Origin of the sequence: Actinoplanes subglobosus, assembly GCF_042650585.1 — a bacterium.
Classification (GTDB): domain Bacteria; phylum Actinomycetota; class Actinomycetes; order Mycobacteriales; family Micromonosporaceae; genus Actinoplanes; species Actinoplanes subglobosus.
Genome location: NZ_JBHSBL010000028.1, coordinates 431,179 through 453,733 on the forward strand (window position 1 = coordinate 431,179; position 22,555 = coordinate 453,733).

The following is a 22,555-nucleotide window of genomic DNA, read 5'->3' on the forward strand; positions in this document are numbered from 1 at the left end:
GGGCCGGGGCGCCCGTTGCGGTAGATGCGGCTCGCATCGCGGGATAACAAAAACCTTGAGGGGGTACGGCCAAAATGGTCCCGTGGAGATCGTCGAAGAGTTCGTGCTCGGTAAGGCCGGGGATCCGCACACCTGTGAGGACGCCGTCGTCGTGACCGCCGGGTATGCAGCGGTGATCGACGGGGCGACCGATGTGAGCGGGCGTGGTCACCAGGGCCGTTCCGGTGGATGGTGGGCCATGGCGGCCTGCCGTGACGTGATCGGGTGTCTCCCCGCCGACGTCGACGCCGAAGCCGCAGTCGGCGCCCTGACCAGGGAACTTGCGGCGCGGGCCGAACCGGGGCAGGCCGCGGCGTCGGTGACCGTCTACTCGTCGGCACGCCGTGAGATCTGGCAGATCGGTGACGTCGGGTTCGCCTACCGTGGGTTGCCGTCGTCGGTCGGGCAGCCGCGCAAGCTCGTCGACCGGGTGGCCGCGTCGTTCCGGGCCGCGGTCATCGCCGCCGAGGTCGCGGCCGGGCGGATCAGCCTGGACCGGGTCGTCGAGGATGATCCGGGACGTCTGGCCGCGCGGGCTCTCGTCGGTCGCCAAGGCTCGTTGCGCAACCGGACCGGGCCCTACGGGTATGCCGCGATCGACGGTCGTCCGGTGCCGATGTCCCTGGTCGTCGTGCATCCGGTGCCGGGCGGCGTGGACGAGGTGATCCTCGCGAGCGACGGTTATCCGGTGATCGCCGAGACGCTGGCCGAGTCGGAGGCGACACTGGCCCGGCTGCTGGAGAAGGACCCGTGGTGCGTGGCTGAACTCGCCGGCACGAAGGCGGTCCTGCCCGGCCGCCTGAGCTTCGACGACCGCGCCTACCTGCGCATCCGCCTCTGAAGAGCGCATCCGCCTCCGACTGCTCACCACCGGGGGTTGATCACGCGGGGCGGTGAAACCTGCGGTCCGGTCGCGGTTGTCGCTGGTCGGGGTGACGAGGGTGGGTGTTCAGGGGCGCTGGGTTCGGGTGACGGCTACTCGGGCGACCATCAGTTCGACGATGGCCTCGAAGGCTGACAGGACGATCAGGAAGATGTCGGATGGGCCGGTGACCGAGGAGGTGCCGACCGTGGTGACGACGACCGCTACGGCTATCGGGATCGTGACCACCCGCAGACCGGCCAGCACCACCGCCACCTCGGCCAGGCGGTGACCGCGCCGGTCGCGGAACAATGCCACCGCAGCCATCAGCATCACCACGGCGCCGAGGGCCGCGGAACCGGCGAACAGGACGAACGGTGCCACTTCGGCGGCGGTCACCTCTCCGTCCCGGTAGGCCGACCACATGATCGAGTTGATCGCCACCAGACCGGCGTCCACCAGCACCAGAACCATGGTGAGCATCCCCAGGACCCGGTTGCTCACACCCTCGGAAGTGCCGTTGGCCATGCCGTCCCCTCCGTGGTCCGACCCGCCGTCAATATCGCACTGCCGCGCCACCCGGCCGGGAGGGGAGAGGGTGACGGGCCGCGTCGCCCCGGCGGTCGCGTTTCGGGCGGGACGGCGCGGGTGCTCGCGGTGTGGTCCGGGACGGGGTCGGATTCGGCGGGGCGGGCTGGCCGTACCGCTGCGGGGTCTAGGAAACCGCGACGGGGGAGGCGGGTGAGGTCGTCGCGGGCCGTGCCGGGCCGGGAGTGCAGGGCAGTGACAGGAGGAACGTCGCGCCGTGCGGCTTGTTGGCCTGGTAGGTGATGGTGGCGCCGGAGGCGTTCGCGAGGCGGGCGACCAGGTAGAGGCCCAGGCCGGTGCCCGGTTTGGTGGTGGCGACGCCGGTCTCCGCGCGGGTGAAACGTTCGAAGAGGTGCGGGATGAACGCCGCCGGTACGCCTTCGCCCTCGTCGGCCACGCGGATCAGGACACGGTCGCGGTCGGGGGTGACCGTGACCCGGACCGGCGGCGCGCCGTATTTGACCGCGTTGGCCAGCAGATTGCCGAGCAGCAGCTGCAGGTGGACCGGGTCGGCGAACGCGGTGACCTCGTCGGGGGCGGTGACCGTGATCGTGCCCGGCTCGGCGCCCTGACCGGCGGCGGCCTCCCGGACGGCGTGGCTGACGTCGAGGCGGGCCGGGCGGGCGGTGAGTGCGCCGGCGTCGAGCTGGGCGAGCGTCAGGATCTCGGTGACCAGCTGGTCGGCGCGGTGGCCGGCGGTGGTCATCCGGCGCAGGTAGTGCAGGCGGGTGTCGTCGGGCATGGCCGGCCAGTCGTCGAGCAGCAGTTCGCCGGCCGAGACGATGGTGGTGAGCGGCTGGCGTACGTCGTGGGTGAGCATCGCCATGAAGTCGGCCATCTGCTCGTTGGCGTGTTCCAGGCGTTCGGCGTGGCGGGCGAGTTCGGCGGCGTCACGGCGGCGCTCGTTCTCCAGGGCGTGCCGTTCGGTCATGTCGATGATCTGGGTGGCGATGTACTGCGGCCGGTCGGCCTCGTCGCGCAGCAGGCTGCCGGTGACGGCGACGTCGACGATCCGGCCGTCGGCGTGCAGGTAGCGTTTGTCGACGTCGAAACCGTCGATCCGGCCGGTACGGCAGTCGCGGACGCAGCGCAGTGACTGGACCTTGTCGTCGGGGTGGGTGATGTCGGTGACGTGACGGCCGATCAGGTCGGGTTCGGTGCGGCCCAGCATGTGGCAGAGCGTCGGGTTGACCCGTGACAGCCGTCCGTCCAGGTCGGTCAGGGCCATGCCGATCCGTGAGTTGTCGAAGACCTTGCGCAGTCGTTGCTCGCTGGAGCGCAGCTCACGCCGGTTGCGGCGGGCCCGGGCGGCGGCCGCGACGACGAGCAGCCCGACGACCGACGCGGTGACCAGCGCGGCCCGGCCGGCGGCGCGGCCGCCGGCGGTGGAGGCGAAGAGTACGTCCTCGGAGACCGCGGCGGACAGCCGCCACGGGGTGCCGGGTATGGCCTGGGACGTGAACCGCCACCAGGTGCCGCCGTCCAGGTAGCGGCCTCGGGCGGCCTGCTCGATGGCGGTGTGCAGGCGTGGTTCCTCGTTGGCGAGCAGGGTGACGCTGTTGGGATGCGGGTGGTTGGCGGCGACGACAGCGCCGGCGTTGTCGACCAGGTGCACCTTGACCCCGTCGAACGGGATGGCGGTGGCCAGATAGGACGAGAGCTGGCTGCTGCCGACGGCCACGGCGCCGGAGAACACGCGCCGGCCGTAGGGGGTGTCGAAGGGGACGGCGAAGGCGACGACCGGTATGCCCTCGACGGCTGACGCGACGACGGGGGAGACAGCGGCGCGGCCCTCGGCGACAGCCTTCTTCAGGTGGGGATAGCGGTCGGAGATCTTCTCGCCGAGCAGTGCCGGGTTCGGCGGGAGGACCTGGAGGAGCCGGCCCTCTCCGTCGAGCAGGACGGCGGCCGGGTAGCCGAATCCACCGACCGAGCGGATGAAGTCGGAGGCCTGCACGGCCCTGTCGCTGAGGAACGCGTCGGCCTGGGTGGCCTGCCGGGTGATCAAATCGTTGACCATGGCTTTGATGAAGTCGGCGGCCAGGCCGGCCCGCCAGTCGTAGCGCTGGACGACGGCGCTCTTGGTGGTGCGTTCGACCCAGATCAGGACGGCGGCACCCAGACAGGTCAGCACCAGCCACACCGCGAGCGGCGCGGCCAGGAAACGCCATCCTGTCCGCATATTTCAGACTATTTCATGTTTTGGTCAGGGCCAGGTCAGGACCGTCAAAGGCAGTGTGCCGCACGGTGTCAGGACGACTCCGGTGGGCAGTGTCGACGGTGTGTGGGCGAGCAGCGCGGCGCGGATCTGCTCGTCGCGGATCAGTGATCCGGCCAGGTGGTGGGCGGTGGTGCCGGCGACCACCCGCCCGTGCGTGTTGACCAGGGCGGCCGGACTGCCGACGGCACGCAGCGCGGGGCGCAGCGCCCGCTCGACGTCGGCGACGAACACGTCGGCCCCGGCGATCCCGGCGAACCGGCCGTCGTGGGTGATCGGCACGGTGAAGGTCAGGGCGTACTGCTCGGCGCAGACGTAGTCGACGTAGGGGCCGGTCACGTGCCGGACGCCGGTGTCGCGGGGGACCGCGAACCACTGCTGACGGCCGACGTCGACGAACGTCTCGCTGGCCGGGTCGAGGTCGAGCTCGAGCCGGGTGCGCTGGGCGGGGTCGGCCCCCATCCACCACTCCAGCCGCTGCGGGCGCTCGGCGGTGATCACGCCGGCGCCGCTGATCAGCCCGCCGAGTGCCGCGGTCACCGCGGGCCGCAACTCCGAGAGATCAGCCCGGGTACGCAGGACGCGCTCGGCCTGCACACGGAGGTCGTCCGCGATCGCGAAGGCATGCTCGGCGAGGTCCGTGGCCAGGGCCGCGGCCTCCAGAGTGGTCGTCTGTCCCACGAGACTCGCCTTCACTGCTCGATCAGCGTCAGGTGCAGGGTGACCAGTCGCTCCACGGCTTTCTCGATGTGGTCCTCGGTGAGCCGGCGGGCCAGGTCGCCGTCGCCCGCCGCGATGGCGGCCGTGATGGCCCGGTGGTCCGCGTGCGGATCATATGCGCCGCCGTCGCTCGGGAGAACCGGCGACCACAGGACTGTTCCCAACTCGGTAGCGAAGCGGACCTCCTCGCGGGCGAGCCGGGCCGACTGGGCGACCGCCGCCACCTCCAGGTGGTAGGCCCGTTCCATCCGGTGCAGTGGCCCGGTGACGTCGGCGTCGACCTCCTCGATGCGCAGGATGTCGTCGGCGTCGGCACGCTGGGCGGCCAGCCGGGCGGCGGCGCCGGCGACCGCGGCGTAGTGGTCGGCGGTGTCGCGCAGGGTGGGCAGGCTCAGCCCGGCGAGCCGGGAGTGCAGGTCGTTTTTCGCGGCCGGTGCGCGCACGAAACTGCCGCCGCCACGGCCGCGGCGGGTCTCCACCAGGTTCTGCTGGCGCAGGGCGACCAGTGCTTCCCGCACGGTCACCCGGGAGACGCCGAACTGTGCGGCCAGGTCGGCCTCGCTGGGCAGCTGCTCGGCGTCGGTGAGCAGGCCGAACGTGATGGCGTCGGTGAGCCTGCGGATCACGGTCTCGGCGCGGCTGTGCGGGTCCAGTGGTGCGAACACCACGGGGCGCGCGCTGGCTCGGTCCGTTCCCATGGCGGCGATTCTCCCGTACGGCTGTTAACGAACCGGTTACCGGGCTGTCTTGACCTTTAAAGTCTGACGCCATACGTTTTCCGCACCCCGCACTCAGGGACCTCTCAGAAAGTCGATCACGTGACTGATGCACCCACCCCGGCGATCCGGCTGACCGGGCTCCGTAAGTCGTTCGGCGCCGTCGACGCGGTGGCCGGTGTCGATCTGGAGATCGCCGACGGCGAGTTCTTCTCGATGCTCGGGCCCTCCGGCTCCGGCAAGACCACGGTGCTGCGCATGATCGCCGGGTTCGAGCTGCCCACGGCCGGGAGCGTCGTCCTCTCCGGAAAGGACGTCACCCGCCTGGCCCCCTTCGAGCGGGACGTCAACACGGTCTTCCAGGACTACGCGCTGTTCCCGCACATGACGGTGCAGGAGAACGTCGAGTACGGCCTCAAGGTCCGCGGAGTCAAACGGGCCCTGCGCCGTACGCAAGCGGAGGAGGCGCTCGCCTCGGTGCGGCTGGAGGGCTTCGGCGGGCGCAAGCCGTCGGCCATGTCCGGCGGGCAGCGGCAGCGCGTCGCTCTCGCCCGGGCGCTGGTCAACCGGCCCAAGGTCCTGCTGCTCGACGAGCCGTTGGGCGCGCTCGACCTGAAACTGCGCGAGCAGATGCAGGTGGAGCTCAAGCAGATCCAGCGCGAGGTCGGCATCACGTTCGTCTTCGTCACCCACGACCAGGACGAGGCCCTCACCATGAGCGACCGCGTCGCGGTCTTCGAGGCCGGACGCATCGCCCAGGTGGGTACGCCGGAAGAGGTCTACGAACGACCGGCCAGCCCGTTCGTCGCCGGCTTCGTAGGAACGTCCAATGTCTTCACCGGCGCGGTGTCGTCCGCCCTCTTCCAGCGGCAGGGCACCTTCTCCGTCCGCCCGGAGAAGATCTCGTTCGCCGGCGACGGTGCCCCCGGAGTCGTCGCCGAGGTCGTTTACGCAGGTCCTGTCACTCGATATGTCGTCGACCTCGACGCGGGAAGCCGTGTCGTGGTCGTCTCGCAGAACCGCCACAACGGCGCGCCGCTGGTCGCTCGCGGCGACCGCGTCGGGCTCTCGTGGCACGACGAGCACATCGTCGAGATCCCCTCAGTTGCAAAGGAGACCGCGGATGCGTAGCGGAAGAATAGTCATCGCAGCCCTCGCCGCCGGAGTGCTCACCCTCGCCGGGTGCGGCGGCGACGGCGGCACCGAGCCGGCCGGATCGGGCCCCGGCGGCCTGAGCGTGCCGAAGATCGACAAGCTGGCGTCGCTCGGCGCCGGCGAGGGCACCGTCAACGTGGTCTCCTGGGCCGGTTACGTCGAGGACGGCAGCACCGACAAGGCCGTCGACTGGGTCACCGGCTTCGAGAAGGAGACCGGCTGCCAGGTCAACAACAAGATCGCCGGTACGTCCGACGAGATGGTCACCCTGATGAAGACCGGCGAGTACGACGTCGTGTCGGCCTCCGGTGACGCGTCGCTGCGGCTCATCTACGGCGGTGAGGTGGCGCCGGTCAACACCGACCTGATCGCCAACTACAAGGATGTCTTCGACGGCCTGAAGAACCAGAAGTGGAACTCGGTCGACGGCCAGCCCTACGGCGTCCCGCACGGCCGTGGCGCCAACCTGCTGATGTACCGCACCGACAACGTCACCCCGGCCCCCACCTCGTGGAGCTCGGTGTTCGACCCGGCGTCGCCGTACAAGGGCAAGATCACCGCCTACGACTCGCCGATCTACATCGCCGACGCGGCCCTCTACCTGATGAAGACCAAACCCGACCTCAAGATCACCAATCCGTACGCGCTGGACGACACCCAGTTCCAGGCTGCCGTCGACCTGCTCAAGCAGCAGAACGAGCTGATCGGTGAGTACTGGTCCGACTACACCAAGGAGGTGCAGGCGTTCAAGGCCGGCAACTCGGTGCTCGGCACCACCTGGCAGGTCATCGCCAACCTGACCAAGGCCGACGGCGCGCCCGTCGAGGCGATCCTGCCGTCCGAGGGCGCCACCGGCTGGTCCGACACCTGGATGGTCGCGGCCAAGGCCAAGCACCCGAACTGCGCCTACCTCTGGATGAACCACATCATCAGCCCGAAGGCGAACGCCGGGGTGGCCGAGTGGTTCGGCGAGGCCCCGGCCAACAAGCTCTCCTGCGCGGAGACCGCGGACAAGAACCACTGCGCCACGTTCCACGCCGACGACGAGGACTACTTCAAGCAGGTCTGGTACTGGACCACCCCGCTCGCCCAGTGCGTCGACGGGCGGACCGACGTGACCTGCAAGGACTACTCGGCCTGGACCCAGGCCTGGACGACGATCAAGGGCTAGTGTGACCAGTCTCGGTTCGTACCTGCACCGGCACCCGCGCCTGCGCCTGGCCGGCCTGCTCTCGGCGCCCCTGCTCTGGCTGGTCGTCGCCTATCTCGGCGCGCTCGCGGTGCTGCTGGTGTCGGCGTTCTGGACCGTGAACGGCTTCACCGGAGAGGTGGTCCGGGAGTTCTCGCTCGCGAACTTCCGGACCATCCTCACCGAGGAGGTCTACCGGAACGTCACCCTGCGCAGTCTCGGGGTGGCCAGCGCGGTCACCGTGATCTGCGCGGTCCTCGCGGTGCCGATGGCCTTCTTCATGGCCAAGGTGGCTTCGCCGCGATCACGGCACTGGCTCGTCATCGCCATCCTCACGCCACTGTGGGCCAGCTATCTCGTCAAGGCGTACGCGTGGCGGATCCTGCTGGCCAACGACGGGCCGATGGACTCGATCTTCGGCGGGCCGGGGTACGGGATCGGCGCCACGATCCTCGTGCTGTCGTACATGTGGCTTCCCTACATGATCCTGCCGATCTATGCGGGGCTGGAGCGTTTACCTGATTCGCTCCTGGAAGCGTCAGCAGATCTGGGGGCGCGCGGTGGGCGTACCTTCAGATCGGTGGTTTTGCCGGTTTTGATCCCTTCGGTCTTCGCGGGGTCGATCTTCACCTTCTCGCTGTCGCTCGGCGACTACATCACCGTGCAGATCGTCGGCGGGAAGACGCAGCTCATCGGCAACCTCGTCTACGCGAACATCGGCGCCGCGAACAATCTGCCGTTCGCCGCAGCGATCGCCACCGTCCCTGTCCTGATCATGGTGATCTACCTGGTCGCGGTCCGCCGCTCCGGCGCCCTGGAGGAGCTGTGACCCTCTCCCCGTCCGCCCGCTGGGTGCTGCGCGTCGTCATGGCGCTCGGGCTCACCTTCATCTACGTGCCGTTGCTGCTGGTGCTGGTCAACTCGTTCAACGGCGACCGCACCTTCGCCTGGCCGCCGCACGACCTCACCACCCGCTGGTGGGCCGCCGCCTGGGAGAACGAGGGCGCCCGCCAGGCCCTGCTCACCTCGGTCAAGGCCGGCCTCGGTGCCACCGCGATCGCGCTGGTGCTGGGCACGATGGTCGCCTTCGCGGTGCAGCGGTTCAAGTTCTTCGGCCGGGACACCGTCTCCCTGCTGATCGTGCTGCCGATCGCGCTGCCCGGCATCGTCACCGGCATCGCCCTGGACAGCGCCTGGCGATCCGTCATGGGCGACCTCGGCATCGGCAAGGGCCTGTTCTCGGTCGTCGTCGGGCACGCCACGTTCTGCGTGGTCACCGTCTACAACAACGTCCTGGCCCGGCTGCGCCGGACCGGCGTCAACTTCGAGGAGGCCTCGGCCGATCTCGGTGCCTCCGGTTTCCAGACTTTCCGGTACGTGACATTCCCGCTGATCCGGTCGGCGTTGCTGGCGGGCGGCCTGCTCGCGTTCGCGCTCTCCTTCGACGAGATCATCGTGACCACGTTCACCGCCGGGCCCGGAGTCACCACCCTGCCCATCTGGATCTTCAACAACCTGTTCCGGCCCAACCAGGCGCCGATCGTCAACGTGGTCGCCGCGGTGCTGATCGTGCTGTCGGTGCTGCCGGTGTGGCTGGCCCAGCGGATCGCCGGACCGTCGGCGGGCACGAGCCGCACGTGACGTTCTCAGTACTGCCACCTCAGTACCGCCACCTCAGTACCGCCACCTCAGTACCGCCACCTCAGTACTGCCACTGATCCCCTTGACGCCGGTGGCGTCGACGATCGGAGCATGACCTACGCGCGGATCCAGACCACCGACAACCGTCCCTCGGGTTCCTTCGGCCTCACCGAAGTGATCTCCGGCCATCCCGGGTTCGCCGGCCTGTTCCTGCTCTCGGAGCCCTCGGGACAGGCCGGCGTCCTGCTGACCCTCTGGAAGTCCCGGGAGGACGCCGAACTCGCCTCCGAACGCACCCGGACGGCCGCCGGACCACGGCCGATCACGCTCACCTCCGACACCGTCTACGAGATCGAAGACGATCTTCCCGGCCGCGGTACGGCCACAGCCGCTCTCGTCGGCTGGTTCGACGGTCCGCTCAGCCCGGCCCGTATCGCCGCGGCCCGGCGCCGGGGCCGCGAGGTGATCCATCCGGCGCTGGGTCCCCTGCCGGGCCGGGTCAGGTCCCTCGTCCTGTGGCAGCCGGCGGAGCAGAGCTTCGTCGTCGTGCACCTCGCCTCGTCGGCGGCAGTGCTCGACGCGATCGGCGACACGGTGCGGTCGCTGCCGGTGGCGGAGGATGAGGATCTCGCCCTGCTGACCGGGCCGGACCGGATGGTGAAGTACCAGGTCGTGGCCGAGGGGTAGTGCTGGCGTTACCTCGAAGTGTCCATCCAGGACGACTGTGGTGAGGGCTCGGGTCGGGTTGGCTTGGGTCATGACCTTTTCCGAGCCCTTCGCGTCCCGCCTTCGTCCCTCCAGCCTTCGTCCCTCCAGCCTTCGTCTCTCCCGCCTTCCGTCCTCCAGCTTTCCGTCCTCGTCCGGTCCGTCCTCGTCCGGTCCGTCCTCGTCCGGTCCGCCTTCCGTCTCTGTGCCGTCCGCCCCTCCTTCGCTCGGCCGGCGTTCTGCTGCGGCTCTGGCGGTCACGATCGCGGCGGCTACCGCGGCGTCCGCGCTGCCTCTGCTGCAGGCCACTCCCGCCGGCGCCGCGCCTGCCGCGGGCGTTGTCGCCGCTGCCGCCTCGCCGTTCGTGTTGCCGGCGTCCACGGGGCCGTTCGCTGTCGGCCGTGACGTGGTGCATCTGACCGACCGGTCCAGGCCCGACCCATGGGTGCCGTCCCGTGCCCGCGAGCTGATGGTCTCGATGTTCTATCCGGCGGTGGGGTTGCCCGGCCGGCCCGCGCCCTACCTGTCCACCGCCGAGGCGCGGCTGCTGATCGACGGCCAGGGGGCCACCGGCATCATCGTTCCCGAGCACCTGAGTGCCACCGCCACCACGGCGATCCTCTCCGCCCCCGCCCGCCGAGGCCGCTACCCGCTCGTCGTCCTCTCGCCCGGCTTCACCCTCCACCGGCACACCCTCACCCTGCTCGCCGAGGAGCTGGCCAGCCGTGGCTACGTCGTGGCCACTGTCGATCACGCCTACGAGTCGGCGGGCACCGACTTCCCCGGCGGCACGTTGACCTGCACCGCCTGCGACGTGGTGGAGGCCTATGCCGATGTCGCCACCAGCCGGGCGCGCGACCTCTCCTTCGTGCTCGACCGCCTGACCGGCCCCCGGCCGGCGTGGCGTCACGCCGGCCTGATCGACCGCTCCCGGATCGGCATGGCCGGCCACTCGATCGGCGGCAACGCCACCGCCGCGACGATGGCCACCGACCCGCGCGTCCGGGCCGGGGTCAACATGGACGGCACCTTTTTCGCGCCCGTGCCCGCCGTGGGCCTCGACCGGAGGCCCTTCATGTTGCTGGGCGCACCGGGCGCGACCCCCGATGCCAGCTGGGTGCGCGACTGGCCGGCACTCGACGGCTGGAAACGGTGGCTCGACGTCACCGGCAGCGGCCACATGGACTTCACCGACATCCCGGTCATCGGCGAGCAGGCCGGCATCCCCGACCCCGGATACCCACTTCCCGGCAGCCGGGCCGCCCAGATCACCCGTGCCTACGTCACCGCCTTCTTCGACCTGCATCTGCGCGGCATCCCACAGCCCCTGCTCGACAGCCCGTCCACCGCTCACCCCGAGGTCGTGTTCCGGTAGCCCTCCTCGCGGCCTGTTCCCCGCTGTCCTCCTCCTCGCGGCCCGTTCCCTGCCGCCGTCTCCTGGCGGTCTGTCTCCTGTGGGCTTCCTCTTGCGGTCTGTTTCCTGCCGCCGTCTCCCTGCGGTCTATCTCCTGCCGCCGTCCCCTGGCGGTCTGTTTCCTGCCGCTGTCCTGGCGGTCTGTCTCGTGTGGGCTTCCTCTTGCGGTCTGTTTCCTGCCGCCGTCTCCTCGCGGTCTGTTTCCTGCCGCTGTCCTGGCGGTCTGTCTCGTGTGGGCTTCCTCTTCCGGTCTGTTTCCTGCCGCCGTCTCGTAGCGGTCTGTTTCCTGCTGTCCTTTCTCCGCGGTCCGCTCCCCGCCGTCCCCTCCCTGCTGCGTTCGTCGGCGGGCGTAACCCGCCGCTGTCGCCCGGCGTTTTGCGCCGTTTCCTGCCGCGATGTTTCGCGGCTGTCTCCTGTCGCGTTCGCCCACAAGACATCGATGAAGCTTTGATTGAAACATCTCGATTATGGACGTTCGGCCCATCCCGTGATCATGCGTTCGTGCGATCGGATTCGAGGAGACCGGTAACGACCGTCCATAGAGGAGGTTCCGTGCGCACACCATCCCGTGCGATGGCGGCCACCACCACAGCATTCGTCACAGCCGCGCTCGTCCTCGCCCCAGGAGCGGGGAGCAGCGCGGCCCCAACCACCCCGGCCCCGGCGGCCGGGACCCCGGAAGTGCACGGCGACCACGACCACGCCGACATCATCGACAACCGTAAGGGCACGGTTGCGCCCACCGCGGCGCAGCGCAGTCTCGCCGCCGAGGCGAGTACCTCCGCCCGGTGGAACGCTTTCGGCACCCCGGCCAGCCTGACGGCGACCACCGCCGAGCCGCTGGCGACCGGGCTCCCGGCCGACCCGGTGGCCGCCGCCCACGCCTACGTCGCAGGCAACCGTGACGTTCTCGGTATCACCGCGGCCGCCGCCGACTCCCTCGAGGTCCTCACCACGCAGAGCCTCGGCGAGGGCAGCATCGTCCTGCTCCGGCAGAAGTTCGGCGACCTCGAAGCCGGCCGTGACGGCCTGCTCTCGGTGGGCATCCGCGACGGCAAGGTGTGGTATGTGAGCTCATCGCTCGCCCGCGACGCCGCCGCACCGCAGCCCGCCACCCTGACCGCGGCCGAGGCCCAGCGCATCGCCGCCGACAACGCCGGGCTCACCGACACCACCTCGCTCGGCACCAAGCTGGTCGCCGTGCCCACTCCCGGCCAGGGGGTCCGGGCCGCCTGGCAGGTGGCCTTCGGCGCCGGCCTGAGCAGCGCCGACCCGGAGGCGTACACGACGTGGGTGGACGCCCGCGACGGCAGCATCCTGGTCCGCGAGGACATCGTCGACCACGACTCCGACAACCCGAAGTGGGATGTCTTCCCCAACTCGCCGCGTACCGACTATTCGTCCCGCGACACCCGCGACACGTTCTGCTGGGTCCGGGCGCGCGGCTGTGACGAGGTCGTCTCCGGCCCCGCGTCGCCGCAGGCGTGGGACGTCGACCCGGCCACCGGGCTGTCCACCAACACGACCAGCGGCAACAACTCGTTCGCGGTGCACAACTGGCTGTCCAACGACGCTTTCACTGTCGGCACCGAGCTGGCCACGCCCAGCCCGACCCGCGACTACACCTACCCATGGACCAACCAGTGGTATCGGGAGCGGTGCGCGCCGACCGTCTTCGACACCCCCGCCCGTAACGACATCGACGCGGCCCGGGCCAACCTGTTCGTCCAGCACAACCGGATGCACGACTGGTCGTACCTTCTCGGCTTCACCGAGGCCACGTGGAACATGGAGAAGGACGGCGGCGACCCCGAACAGGGCAATGCGCAGGCCGGCGGCATCACCGGCGGCCCGCCGGACTTCGCGGCCCGCAACAACGCCAACCAGATCACCCCGCCTGACGGTCAGGCACCGATCACCAACATGTACCTGTGGCAGCCGATCGCCGGCGCGTTCTACGGCGCGTGCGCCGACGGTGACTACGACATGTCGGTCATCGGCCACGAGTACACCCACGCCATCACCAACCGCATGATCGCCGGCCCGAACGGCGGCCTCAGCTCCCCGCAGGGCATGAGCGAGAGCTGGTCCGACCTGCTCGCCGTGGAGTACCTGGCGGAGAACGGCTACGCCCCCAAGGGCGAGCGCGGCTTCACCGTCGGCGAGTACGTGACCAGTGACCCGGTCGCCGGTATCCGCAACTACAACATGAGCAACAACCGGCTCAACTACAGCTCCGTCGACTATGACTTCGTCGGCCTCCAGGTGCACGCCTCCGGCGAGGTGTGGAGTGCCACCAACTACGACGTCCGGTCGGCGTTCATCAAGCGCTACGGCTACGGTTCCGCCTCCCTGCAGAAGGCGTGCGCCGTCGGCAAGAAGCCGGTCACGTCCTGCCCCGGCAACCGGCGCTGGATCCAGCTGGTGTTCGACTCGTTCCTGCTGATGGCCAACAGCGCCAACAGCCAGGTCGACGCCCGTGACGCGCTCCTCGGTGCCGACCTGGTCCGCTTCGGCGGTGCCAACCAGGACATCATCTGGAACGCGTTCGCCAAGCGCGGTCTCGGCGAGGGCGCTGTCAGCAACGGGGCCGCCGACGCGGACCCGACGCCCAGCTTCAGCTCCGCCTACGCCAAGGAGTCCACTGTCACGTTCCGCCCGGTCGACGAGCACGGCAAGCCCGTGACCGGTGCGAAGCTGTTCGTGGGCGACTATCAGGCGCGGGCCGTCGCGGTCGCCGACACCGACCCGGCCACCGCCCTGCCCGACACGGTCGACCTGGTTCCCGGGTCGTATGCGTTCGTCGCGCAGGCTCCCGGCCACGGCCACGCCCGTGTCTCACCGCAGTCGTTCAAGTCCGGCAAGGCCGCGAGCCTCACCGTGAAGCTGCCGCGCAACGTCGCCTCGGCGGCCAACGGCGCGACCGCCACCGGCGACGGCATCAACCTGGCCCGGCTCGTCGACGACGACGAGGCCACCAACTGGGCCTCGCTGGGCAGCACGGTCGCCGGCAAGGGCGTCACCGTCGACCTGGCCGGTGACGCGCAGAAGGTCCGGCGGGTCCAGGTCAGCGCGATGCTCCGCCCGGCCGTCACCGGTGACGTCGACGCCGGCGCACAGAACAGGTACACGGCTCTGCGCCAGTTCAAGGTCCTGGCCTGCACGGCCACGGCCACCGTCACGTGCGCGGCGCCCGCCGACTTCCGGACGGTCTACACCAGCCGCCCGGACGCCTTCCCGGCCGTCTCGCCCCGCCCGCGGGCCCCGCAGCTACTGGTGAAGTCGTTCGACATCCCGGACGTCTCCGCCACCCACCTCCGGATCGAAGCGGTCACCAACCAGTGCACCGGTGCTCCCGACTTCGCCGGCGAACAGGACCTCGACCCGCGAGCCAACACCGACTGTGCCACGGCAAGCCCGCAGGCACTGAACGTGCGCATCGCCGAGTTCCAGGCCTTCACCCGCTAGTAGCCCACGGTGGGCGGGACCACACGGTCCCGCCCGCCGTCCTGCCGTCCCGCCGTCCTGCCGTCCCGCCTGCCGTCCTGCCGTCTCGCCGTCTCGCCGTCTCGCCGTCTCGCCGTCCCGTCTGTTTAGGCGGTGACGACCTTCGGACACTCGGACTCCGTGACGTCCCGCCGTGCCAGGCCGAACCGGCGGGCGAACAGGAAGGCCTTGTCCAACGTCAACGTCCGCACCGGGGCGTCGCCTAACGGTGGGACCTGGATCGACAATTCGTAGCGGAACTCTTGACGTTCGTCGGCGGGCTGCGGAGGTTCGTCGCAGATGACCTGCCCGGGGCGTTTCTCGTCCCAGGTTCCGGAGGCCATCAGCTTCTCGGCGATGCCGATCCGGTCAGGCCCGAGCCGCCGCCAGTCGAAGAGAACCAGATCCTGCCCACCACCCGAATTCGCCCACAGACCCCAGCCGGTTCCGTCGGCGAGCAGAACCAGGTCGGTCGCCTCCATCGAGCCGTAGGCGAACAGCCGGTCTTCCCAGTAGCCGACGAGCTCATCCGAGTCAGTCATGGCGAAAAGTATGAGGCTCCCAGGCGGATTTCCGGTTGCCCGTCCATTCCCCGTTCTCAATCTTCACACCCGCTCATCACCGACGCGGGCACGAGAACCTGCCCCGCCGCCGGCCTCCTCTCGGTCGGCGGCCCCCTTTTCGGCTGCGGGTTCCCTCTCAGCCGGCGGCCCTTTCGGCTGCGGGTTCCTTCTCAGCCGGCGGCCCCTTTCGGCTGCGGGTTCCTTCTCGGCCGGCGGCCCTTTCGGCTGCGGGTTCCCTCTCAGCTGCCGGCCCCCTCTCGGCAACGAGCCAACAGGGTCCCGGGCGCAAGCCGCTCGACTGCCCGATCACGTCGGTACCGGTGACCGACTGAGAACCGGGTCCGGATCGCAGGCGATCGCACCCGGTGCACTGACCGCGAGCCTTCACCGTTCGCCGTATCGGATCTTGACCGCGATCGTTTACCGGTCCGCCCTGCCGGATCTTGACCGATCTACCACCGCTTCTGGTGGTGAAGCGCTCAAGAATCGGCCAGGGCAGCCCGGTGACCTCGGTGGTCACCGCGCAAGCGAGGCATCCGATGACCGTTGCGTCGGGAACTGTCGCTCAGCCTGACGTTGACGGGCGGCCCTTCGAATACGCACGTCGGATTCGTGTTTATATTGATCACCCGAGTGGGTGTTGATATTGATCATCCGAGTGGGTACCGCCGGCCCCCGGGTTCCTCTGAGTCCTCACCACTGGAGGTTGATCACGCGGGGCGTGAAACCGGCGGTCCGGTCGCGGTTGTCGCTGGTCGGGGTGAGGAGGGTGGCCTGGTGTGCGAACGACTTCTCGGTGGGGGTGTCCTGTCGGTACCCGGAGCCGGATGCGGGTGCCGTCACCGCCCTCCTGGGGGCGGTGGTCGCACCCAGACCCGATGACGGGTACATCTGACGCCCTGTCGAAGGACGGCACGCGCACCCGGCCCGGCATTGGGTGCGCCTGACGCCCTGTCGAAGGACGGCACCGGCACCCGGTCCGGCGATGGGTGTGTCTGGCGTCTTGTTGAGGGAGGGTGCGTGTACCCGGTGCGGCGTTGGGTGTGTCTGGCGTCTTGTTGAGGGAGGGCGCGTGTACCCGGTCCGGCGTTGGGTGTGTCTGGCGTCCTGCCGTAGGAGGGCTCGCGTACCCGGCCTGGCAGCGGGTGTTCCGGACGGTCCTCGTCATGGGGCGGTCCTTGACGAGTCGACCTGAACGGGCAGGGTGCGAGATTCGCCGGTGAACGCCTGCCCCATCTCTGGGTCTTCACGACCGGGGGTTGATCGCGGGGGCGTGGAACCCGCGTCATAGTCGCGGTTGCCGCCGGTCGGGGTGACGAGGATGGCCTGGCATGTCACGACGCCTCACCATCGGGGATGGCGAGTGCGGTTGCCGGGGCGCCCTCTTCTCCGCCGACCCATCCGCAATATCGCCGCCTCGACCCGAATCTGGTCTGCTGGGCAGTTTTCCTGTGTCCACAGTCAGGGTCGGTTCCGGTCAGCGGGCGGTATTGCGCGCTAGCGAGGTTCGGCGCGCGCAATCCATTGATAGCAATCGCTCATTCTCGTGGCGGTGATGGTGTCGCACGTTGACGTTGTGTGTGCTCTCGCCGTCCTTGCGGCTGAGCGAAAGCGGGCCGCAGGTGGATGCCAAGCACGCATCCAGCCGAAACGGGTGAGGGCCGCGCACGGTTCGGCGGGTACGCGAACCGGGTGGGATGAGCAGCCTGGAGACGGTGCCCACGGCGGGCCCTCCACTGCCGGGCGCCGGTTCAGCCGCCGTGGACGGCGTCGGGGCCGGTAGCGGGATCGAGCTGGTGGTCAGTGCTGTCGTGGGCGACTGGGGTGGTGACTGCCGACAGTGGACGGCGACGGTCGGCGGGTGGTTTCGGCTGTTGGGTGGGCTGTTATGGGCGGTTGTTGATCAACGTGCGGTGCAGGCGGGCTGACTCGGTGGTCACGCGGTTGCGGGTGGTGCGGGTGGCGATGGCGGTCAGTTCGGGGATGTCGTCATGGGCGTTGGCCGCGGCGGCTGCGGACTCGGCGACCAGGAGCAGGTCAGGGGTGCCGATGGGGGGTTTCGGGTCGGACAGGACCGTCGGCAGGTACTCGCGGAGTACTGCCCACACCTCGGCGGCGGCGCCCGCCTGGAGGATCTGGGTGAAGGAGTCGACCATCCGCTTCAGCGTCAGGACGTTGGACTTGTGGAGCGCGGCGAGTTCGCGGCCGATCAGCGTGCCGTTCAGGATGCCTCGGGCGGCCAGGTCCACGAACGCGTCGCTGGTGGCCAGGCGGCCCTCGGGGCGGCCGGCACTCAATCCGTATGCCAGGCACAGTGCCATGGCGGCGCCGAACGGGCCGTCGCATGCCGCCAGAGTCGGCAGGACCGTGATGTCGCTGGTGGCGCCCTTACCCTCAGTCGCCTTGATGAGCCGGGGCTGCATGTGCGCGGCGGCGATCTCCCGGTGGCTCGGGAACATCAGCGGCCACCCGGCCATCTGGTCCCAGCTGTACGCGTCCGCCCGGTCTGCGGCGAACTCGGCAGGCTGGAACAGCAGGTAGGGCTGGACGGTCAGGTCGGTCTTGATCGAGTCGAACGCGACGACCCGGCGGCGGGTCCGGCTGGAGCAGCGGCAGTTGTCCTTGCGCCGATGATGGCAGGGACGGGTGGGATCGAGGGTGACCACAGCCGGGTCTGGCAGACCGCCGGACTCCAGGAATTCGGCGAAGATCCGAGCCGAAGTGAGACCGGCGGCATCGGCAAGGCATGGATTGGAGACAGAACCGGTGCCGGTGAAGCCGCGATCTGCGGTGGCGACGTGGTCCGCGGCGGCGGCGTGGTCCGCGGCGGCGGCGAGGTCCATGGTGGCGGCGAGGTCCATGGTGGCTGCGTGGTCCGTGGTGGATGTGGGGCCGTGGGTGGGGAACGCGAGGGCGGCTGCTGCTGTCCGGATCTCTGGAGCGATTGAACGGGGCAGGCGCAGCATCGCCTGGGACAGGTCATGTGGCTGTGGCTCCCAGCCTTCGCTGAGGAGGCGCAGAACTCTGGCCGGGTCCACGTGGCCGTCGACTGTGGCGGGTGTGGACAGCAGTGCCGGCGGAGGGGTGGTGCACATCTGCACGGCGAGTTCCTCCATCCGCCGGACCGTCATCCAGAACGGTGGGCCGGCCCGCCGCTCCCATGCCGCCGGAGTCCACTTGATCGCCTCGCGGGTGACGACCGACCGCAACAGGTTGGCGAATGGTGACTGCCACTGGGGCAGGAGCGGCTCCAGCGCCTTGGCCAGGGCCGGCCGGTCGGCAGCCGCGAACCGGACCAGGCCATCCAAGATCAATTCGAGGCGGATCGGGTCCTCGGCCTGGAGAAGGTAGTGCTTCGCCTCGGCGGCCAGCTCTGGAATCGATGCGATCGGATCGGGCATCGGTGCGGCCATCGGCGTCGGCGGCAGCCCAGCGAAACCCGCGGTGGCTCCAGCACCGGCGAGCTGATCCGCCGCGCCGCCGGACAGGGCGGCAGAGGGGCCTGTCAAAGCGGCCAAGGAGAGAGGTTCGGTGGGTGATGGCGTGGTGGGTGTCGGGGTGGTCGAGGGGAGAGGTTCGGTGGGTGATGGCGTGGTGGGTGTCGGGGTGGTCGAGGGGAGAGGTTCGGCGGGTGACGGCCCGGTGAGCTTCGAGGTGGGCGAGGCGGAAGGGCCGCTCGGGGATGGGCCGGTGGGCTTCGAAGCGGGCGAGGCGGAAGGCTGGTCGGGGCGGGCAGAACAGCCGGTGGCGGCCGCGAGAAGGGCTGTGGCCTGACGCCGGACGTCGCCCTGTAAACCGGTGCTGGCCGACGTGAGCAGCTCCAGGCCGGAGTCGCCGAAGGCGGGCAGGTGCTTGCCGGCCAGTTTGAGGGCCCGCTCCGCCAAGTCGGCGGCCGGATGGGACAGGCCGGTGAGCAGGGCCTCGAACAACAGCGGGTCGGGCTTGCGGGTCAGGGCCGCCGCGAGCCAGTCCAGCTGGGCGCGGACCAGTTTCTTCTCCTTGCGGGGCAGAACCGCCCAGGAAGCCTCGGCGACCGTGTCGAGGTCCAGCAGGCCGGCGTCGTCGGCCAGGCGCAGGCCCCGGAGGGCCAGCTCGGCGACCGTGGAGTCGGGGCCGGCGAGCATGCCGGCGTACTCACCCCGGCGGGCGGCGAACTCGTCGGCTGACGGGGCCAGCAGACGGTGCAGGACGACCATGCGGCGCAGCGAGCCGGTCCGGTCGCCGGTGTGCAGGCGCAGCACGCAGCCGTCGAGCAGGGCCCCGCGGTCGAGGACGCCGTCGGCGGCCAGCTTGGCCAGCGCTTTCGTCCACTCCTCGTCGAGCTCCTGGCCGAGCAGCGGGATGGTGAACACGTGCGGCAGCATCGACTCCAGGTGGGGGTCGGCGCGGAGCAGCTCGGCCAGATCCTGCCGGTAACGGTCGGCACCGACCCGGCGCATCCAGCCGCGCAGCGTGGCCTCGGTCGCCGGGGCGGGCAGGCCGGCCTCGGCCAGGAGCCGCTCGATCATCGGCCACTGGAGGTCGGCCTGGGCCGGGCGCATCCGGTCGGCCAGGCCGCGGGCGATCGCGGGCAGTGACGGGCGGCCGGGCATGCGCAGCACCTCGACGAGGTCGTCGAGGGTCTCGGGGAGCGGCTGATACCAGAACCGGTCGGACCGCAGCCAGGTGACGATGTCGGCCGCGCGGGGCAGGCAGGCCGCACCGGCCACCCGGAGCGCGCCCTCCCGGTGCTGGATGTGGACCATGCGCCGGGTGTGCGCGTCATACGACTGGAAGGAGCCGTCCGACAGCTCAGGATCGTTCCACATCAGCCGGAGGCCCTTGACCTGGGCGGCCATGGCTCGCCGTGCGGGCTCGCCGAGATCCAGGAGGACGGCGGTCACGCTGATGCCGTCGCCGGCACGGATCCACGACTCCAACTGCGGGAAGGTCACCATGGCGGAGAATGTAGCGGCACCCTACGACAGAAAACCTCCGCAGCGGGAGAGCCGGGATCAGGTCCGGTACATGGAGACGGTGGCCTGGAGTTCGGCGGCGGTACGGGCCAGGTCGGCCGCGGTCTGACGGGTGTCCGAGGCGCCCGCGGTGACCTGCTGGGCGGCCTGTGCGGCACCGGCTATCGTGCCGGCGATCGCCGACGACCCCTCCGCGGCCTGCCCGACGCTACGGGCGATCTCCGCGGTGGTCGCGGTCTGCTGCTCGACGGCCGCGGCGATGGTGGTGGCGTAGTCGTTGATGGTCGCGATGACCCCGGAGATCCGCTGGATGGCGTCGACCGCCCCGCCGGTCTCGGACTGGATCGACGCGACCTGTTCGGTGATCTCCTGAGTGGCCCGTGCGGTCTCCTGGGCGAGGTCCTTGACCTCGGCGGCGACGACCGCGAACCCTTTGCCCATCTCCCCGGCGCGGGCGGCTTCGATGGTGGCGTTGAGCGCGAGCAGGTTGGTCTGCTCGGCGATCGACGTGATCAGCCCGACGACGGTGCTGATCTGCGCGGACGCGGCCCCGAGCCGGGCGACGCTGGAGGTGGTCTCCTCGGCGGTGCGGGCGGCTTCGGCGGCGACTCCGGCGGCCTCGTTGGCGCTGCCGGCGATCTCGCGGATCGACACGCCCATCTCCTCGGTGCCGGCGGCGACGGCCCGGACGCCCTCCGACACCCGCCCGGCCGACTCGGAGACGGTGCTGACCTGCTGGGAGGTCTGTTCGGCGGAGACCGACAGGTCGGTGGAGACGGCGGAGAGCTCCTCGGAGGCGGAGGCGAGCACGTCGGCGCTGCCACGGACCCGTTCGACCATGGTGTCCACCGACTCGGCGGTGTGGTTGAGGGCGAGGGCCATCCGGCCGACCTCGTCGCGGCTGTCGACCCGGGCGCGGGCGGTCAGGTCGCCGTCGCGGATCCGGTCGAGCGCGGCGACGCAGCGCGTCAGAGGACCGACGATCATGCGGGTGACCAGTACGGCCAGCGCCACCCCGAGCAGCGCGCTGACCGCGAGGAGTACCCCGACCAGCCATTTGGTGTCCTGGTATCGCTCCTCGGCACTGGCCTCCTGCCCCGCGGTGGCCTCGATGGTCGAATCGGTGAGTGCGGTCAGATGGTCGCGGACGGTGTTCATCAGCGGGGTGATCTGTTCGGCGCGGACGGCGTTCACCCGGGTGGCCGGTGCGGTGCCGGCCATCGGCAGCAGGACGGTCTCGACCCCTTGCTGGTACGCGTCCCACGCGCTCCGGAACTCGGCGAGGGTGTGCACGGCCCGGGCGTCGAGCGGATAGGTCTCGTACTGTGCGGCGTTCTCCTCGATCTGTTCCTCCGCGGTGGCGAGCGCGCCGGTGGCGGCGGTACGGGCGGCGTCGTCGGTGGCCATCAGGTCGTCGCTGACCGCCAGCCACGCCCGATTGACGGCGCTGCGCAGATCACCGATGGTCTCGAGCTCCAGGCTGTGCTGGTAGCCGGCCTTGACCTGGTTGTTGACGGCGCCGAGGCTGGTCATCGCGAAGATGCCGTCGGCCACGCCCACCGAGGCGACGATCAGCACCGCGAACATGATCTTCGTGCCGACGCGCCGATCGGTCACCAATCGAGAGATTCGTCCGGTCACGGTTTCACGGTCCCATCCGGCGTGGCCCGGTACGCATAAGATCGCCGGGCGTGAATGATCATCGTTTTCGCTGGACGACGGCTGTGTTCGTGGGAGTGGTGGCGGCGACCTGGTGGCGTCCGCCTCATCCGGCCGAGCAGGCGATGCACCATTCGCTGACCGTTCTCGGGCTGGTGACACTGCTTCTCGTCCATCGGCGATGGCGAGTGCCGTACCCCTCCATGATCTTGATCTTGATCTTTCTCGCTCTGCATTCGGTGGCGGCGCGCTGGATGTACTCGTATGTGCCCTACGACGACTGGACGCAGGCACTGTTCGGGGTGCGGCTGTCGGAATTCGCCGGGTGGGAGCGCAACAATTTCGACCGCCTGGTGCATCTCACCTATGGGATGTGTTTCGGGCCGGTGTTCTTCATGGCGCTGCGCGGAAGGTGGGCGGCGCTGATCGCGGTTGAGGTGGTGCTGTCGACGAGTGCTCTGTATGAGCTGTTCGAGTGGGGGATCGCGATGACGCTGGCGCCGGCCGACGCCGAGGCCTACAACGGCCAGCAGGGCGACATGTGGGATGCGCACAAGGACATGGCGCTGGCCACCGTGGGTGCCGCGACCGGTGTGGCGGTCACCTGGTGGTGGCGTCGGCGCGCGGGGGTTGCGCGGGTCTGAT

The 22,555-nt window shown here is 69.8% G+C and carries 17 protein-coding genes; 9 read left to right on the top strand and 8 right to left on the bottom strand.

What is annotated here, in order from left to right; all coding sequences use genetic code 11:
* Nucleotides 1-82: 82 nt before the first annotated feature.
* Nucleotides 83-880 (top strand): hypothetical protein, encoded by a 798-nt coding sequence (locus tag ACFO0C_RS42340; protein WP_378072489.1) that lies wholly within the window; start codon nt 83-85, stop codon nt 878-880.
* Between the two features lie 108 nt (nt 881-988).
* On the opposite strand, the gene ACFO0C_RS42345 is transcribed toward ACFO0C_RS42340, so the two are convergent.
* The 4 genes from ACFO0C_RS42345 to ACFO0C_RS42360 all read right to left on the bottom strand — a co-directional run bounded on the left by ACFO0C_RS42345 (nt 989) and on the right by ACFO0C_RS42360 (nt 5,125).
* The gene (locus ACFO0C_RS42345; protein ID WP_378072490.1) at nt 989-1,429 is read right to left on the bottom strand and encodes a hypothetical protein; all 441 of its coding nucleotides are present in this window, start codon (nt 1,427-1,429) and stop codon (nt 989-991) included.
* Nucleotides 1,430-1,616: 187 nt separating this feature from the next.
* On the bottom strand, nt 1,617-3,671 hold the full coding sequence (locus tag ACFO0C_RS42350) for a sensor histidine kinase (protein ID WP_378072491.1): 2,055 nt from the start codon (nt 3,669-3,671) through the stop codon (nt 1,617-1,619).
* 24 nt (nt 3,672-3,695) lie between these two features.
* On the bottom strand, nt 3,696-4,388 hold the full coding sequence (locus ACFO0C_RS42355; RefSeq protein ID WP_378072492.1) for a cache domain-containing protein: 693 nt from the start codon (nt 4,386-4,388) through the stop codon (nt 3,696-3,698).
* Between the two features lie 11 nt (nt 4,389-4,399).
* Entirely contained in the window at nt 4,400-5,125 is a 726-nt protein-coding gene (locus ACFO0C_RS42360; protein WP_378072493.1) for a FadR/GntR family transcriptional regulator, read from the bottom strand.
* 120 nt (nt 5,126-5,245) lie between these two features.
* Here ACFO0C_RS42360 and ACFO0C_RS42365 point away from each other — a divergent pair, with 120 nt between their 5' ends.
* The 7 genes from ACFO0C_RS42365 to ACFO0C_RS42395 all read left to right on the top strand — a co-directional run bounded on the left by ACFO0C_RS42365 (nt 5,246) and on the right by ACFO0C_RS42395 (nt 14,715).
* Nucleotides 5,246-6,274, top strand: coding sequence for an ABC transporter ATP-binding protein (locus ACFO0C_RS42365; RefSeq protein ID WP_378072494.1), 1,029 nt, complete (start codon nt 5,246-5,248; stop codon nt 6,272-6,274).
* Nucleotides 6,267-7,469 carry an ABC transporter substrate-binding protein gene (locus ACFO0C_RS42370; RefSeq protein ID WP_378072495.1) on the top strand — a complete coding sequence of 401 codons (1,203 nt, stop codon included), beginning with the start codon at nt 6,267-6,269 and terminating at the stop codon, nt 7,467-7,469. Before ACFO0C_RS42365 ends, ACFO0C_RS42370 begins: the two co-directional genes overlap by 8 nt.
* Before the next feature lies 1 nt (nt 7,470).
* Nucleotides 7,471-8,316, top strand: coding sequence for an ABC transporter permease (locus tag ACFO0C_RS42375; protein ID WP_378072496.1), 846 nt, complete (start codon nt 7,471-7,473; stop codon nt 8,314-8,316).
* Complete coding sequence (locus ACFO0C_RS42380) at nt 8,313-9,128, top strand: ABC transporter permease (RefSeq protein WP_378072497.1); 816 nt, start codon at nt 8,313-8,315, stop codon at nt 9,126-9,128. The genes ACFO0C_RS42375 and ACFO0C_RS42380 overlap by 4 nt, the downstream gene beginning before the upstream one ends.
* A 111-nt stretch (nt 9,129-9,239) precedes the next feature.
* On the top strand, nt 9,240-9,815 hold the full coding sequence (locus ACFO0C_RS42385) for a hypothetical protein (protein ID WP_378072498.1): 576 nt from the start codon (nt 9,240-9,242) through the stop codon (nt 9,813-9,815).
* A gap of 223 nt (nt 9,816-10,038) precedes the next feature.
* The gene (locus tag ACFO0C_RS42390) at nt 10,039-11,208 is read left to right on the top strand and encodes an alpha/beta hydrolase family protein (RefSeq protein ID WP_378072499.1); all 1,170 of its coding nucleotides are present in this window, start codon (nt 10,039-10,041) and stop codon (nt 11,206-11,208) included.
* Between the two features lie 591 nt (nt 11,209-11,799).
* On the top strand, nt 11,800-14,715 hold the full coding sequence (locus ACFO0C_RS42395; protein WP_378072500.1) for a M36 family metallopeptidase: 2,916 nt from the start codon (nt 11,800-11,802) through the stop codon (nt 14,713-14,715).
* Between the two features lie 125 nt (nt 14,716-14,840).
* Here the strand turns inward: ACFO0C_RS42395 and ACFO0C_RS42400 are convergent, their stop codons facing one another.
* The 4 genes from ACFO0C_RS42400 to ACFO0C_RS42415 form a co-directional block, all read right to left on the bottom strand.
* Nucleotides 14,841-15,275, bottom strand: a complete 435-nt coding sequence (locus ACFO0C_RS42400; RefSeq protein WP_378072501.1) for a hypothetical protein — start codon at nt 15,273-15,275, stop codon at nt 14,841-14,843.
* A gap of 714 nt (nt 15,276-15,989) precedes the next feature.
* Complete coding sequence (locus ACFO0C_RS42405; RefSeq protein ID WP_378072502.1) at nt 15,990-16,139, bottom strand: hypothetical protein; 150 nt, start codon at nt 16,137-16,139, stop codon at nt 15,990-15,992.
* Nucleotides 16,140-17,182: 1,043 nt separating this feature from the next.
* Nucleotides 17,183-20,233, bottom strand: coding sequence for a DUF7825 domain-containing protein (locus ACFO0C_RS42410; protein WP_378072503.1), 3,051 nt, complete (start codon nt 20,231-20,233; stop codon nt 17,183-17,185).
* A gap of 57 nt (nt 20,234-20,290) precedes the next feature.
* Nucleotides 20,291-21,868 carry a methyl-accepting chemotaxis protein gene (locus ACFO0C_RS42415; RefSeq protein ID WP_378072504.1) on the bottom strand — a complete coding sequence of 526 codons (1,578 nt, stop codon included), beginning with the start codon at nt 21,866-21,868 and terminating at the stop codon, nt 20,291-20,293.
* Between the two features lie 122 nt (nt 21,869-21,990).
* Between ACFO0C_RS42415 and ACFO0C_RS42420 the strand changes: the two genes are divergently transcribed.
* Nucleotides 21,991-22,554, top strand: coding sequence for a DUF2238 domain-containing protein (locus ACFO0C_RS42420; RefSeq protein WP_378072505.1), 564 nt, complete (start codon nt 21,991-21,993; stop codon nt 22,552-22,554).
* Nucleotide 22,555 lies beyond the last annotated feature (1 nt).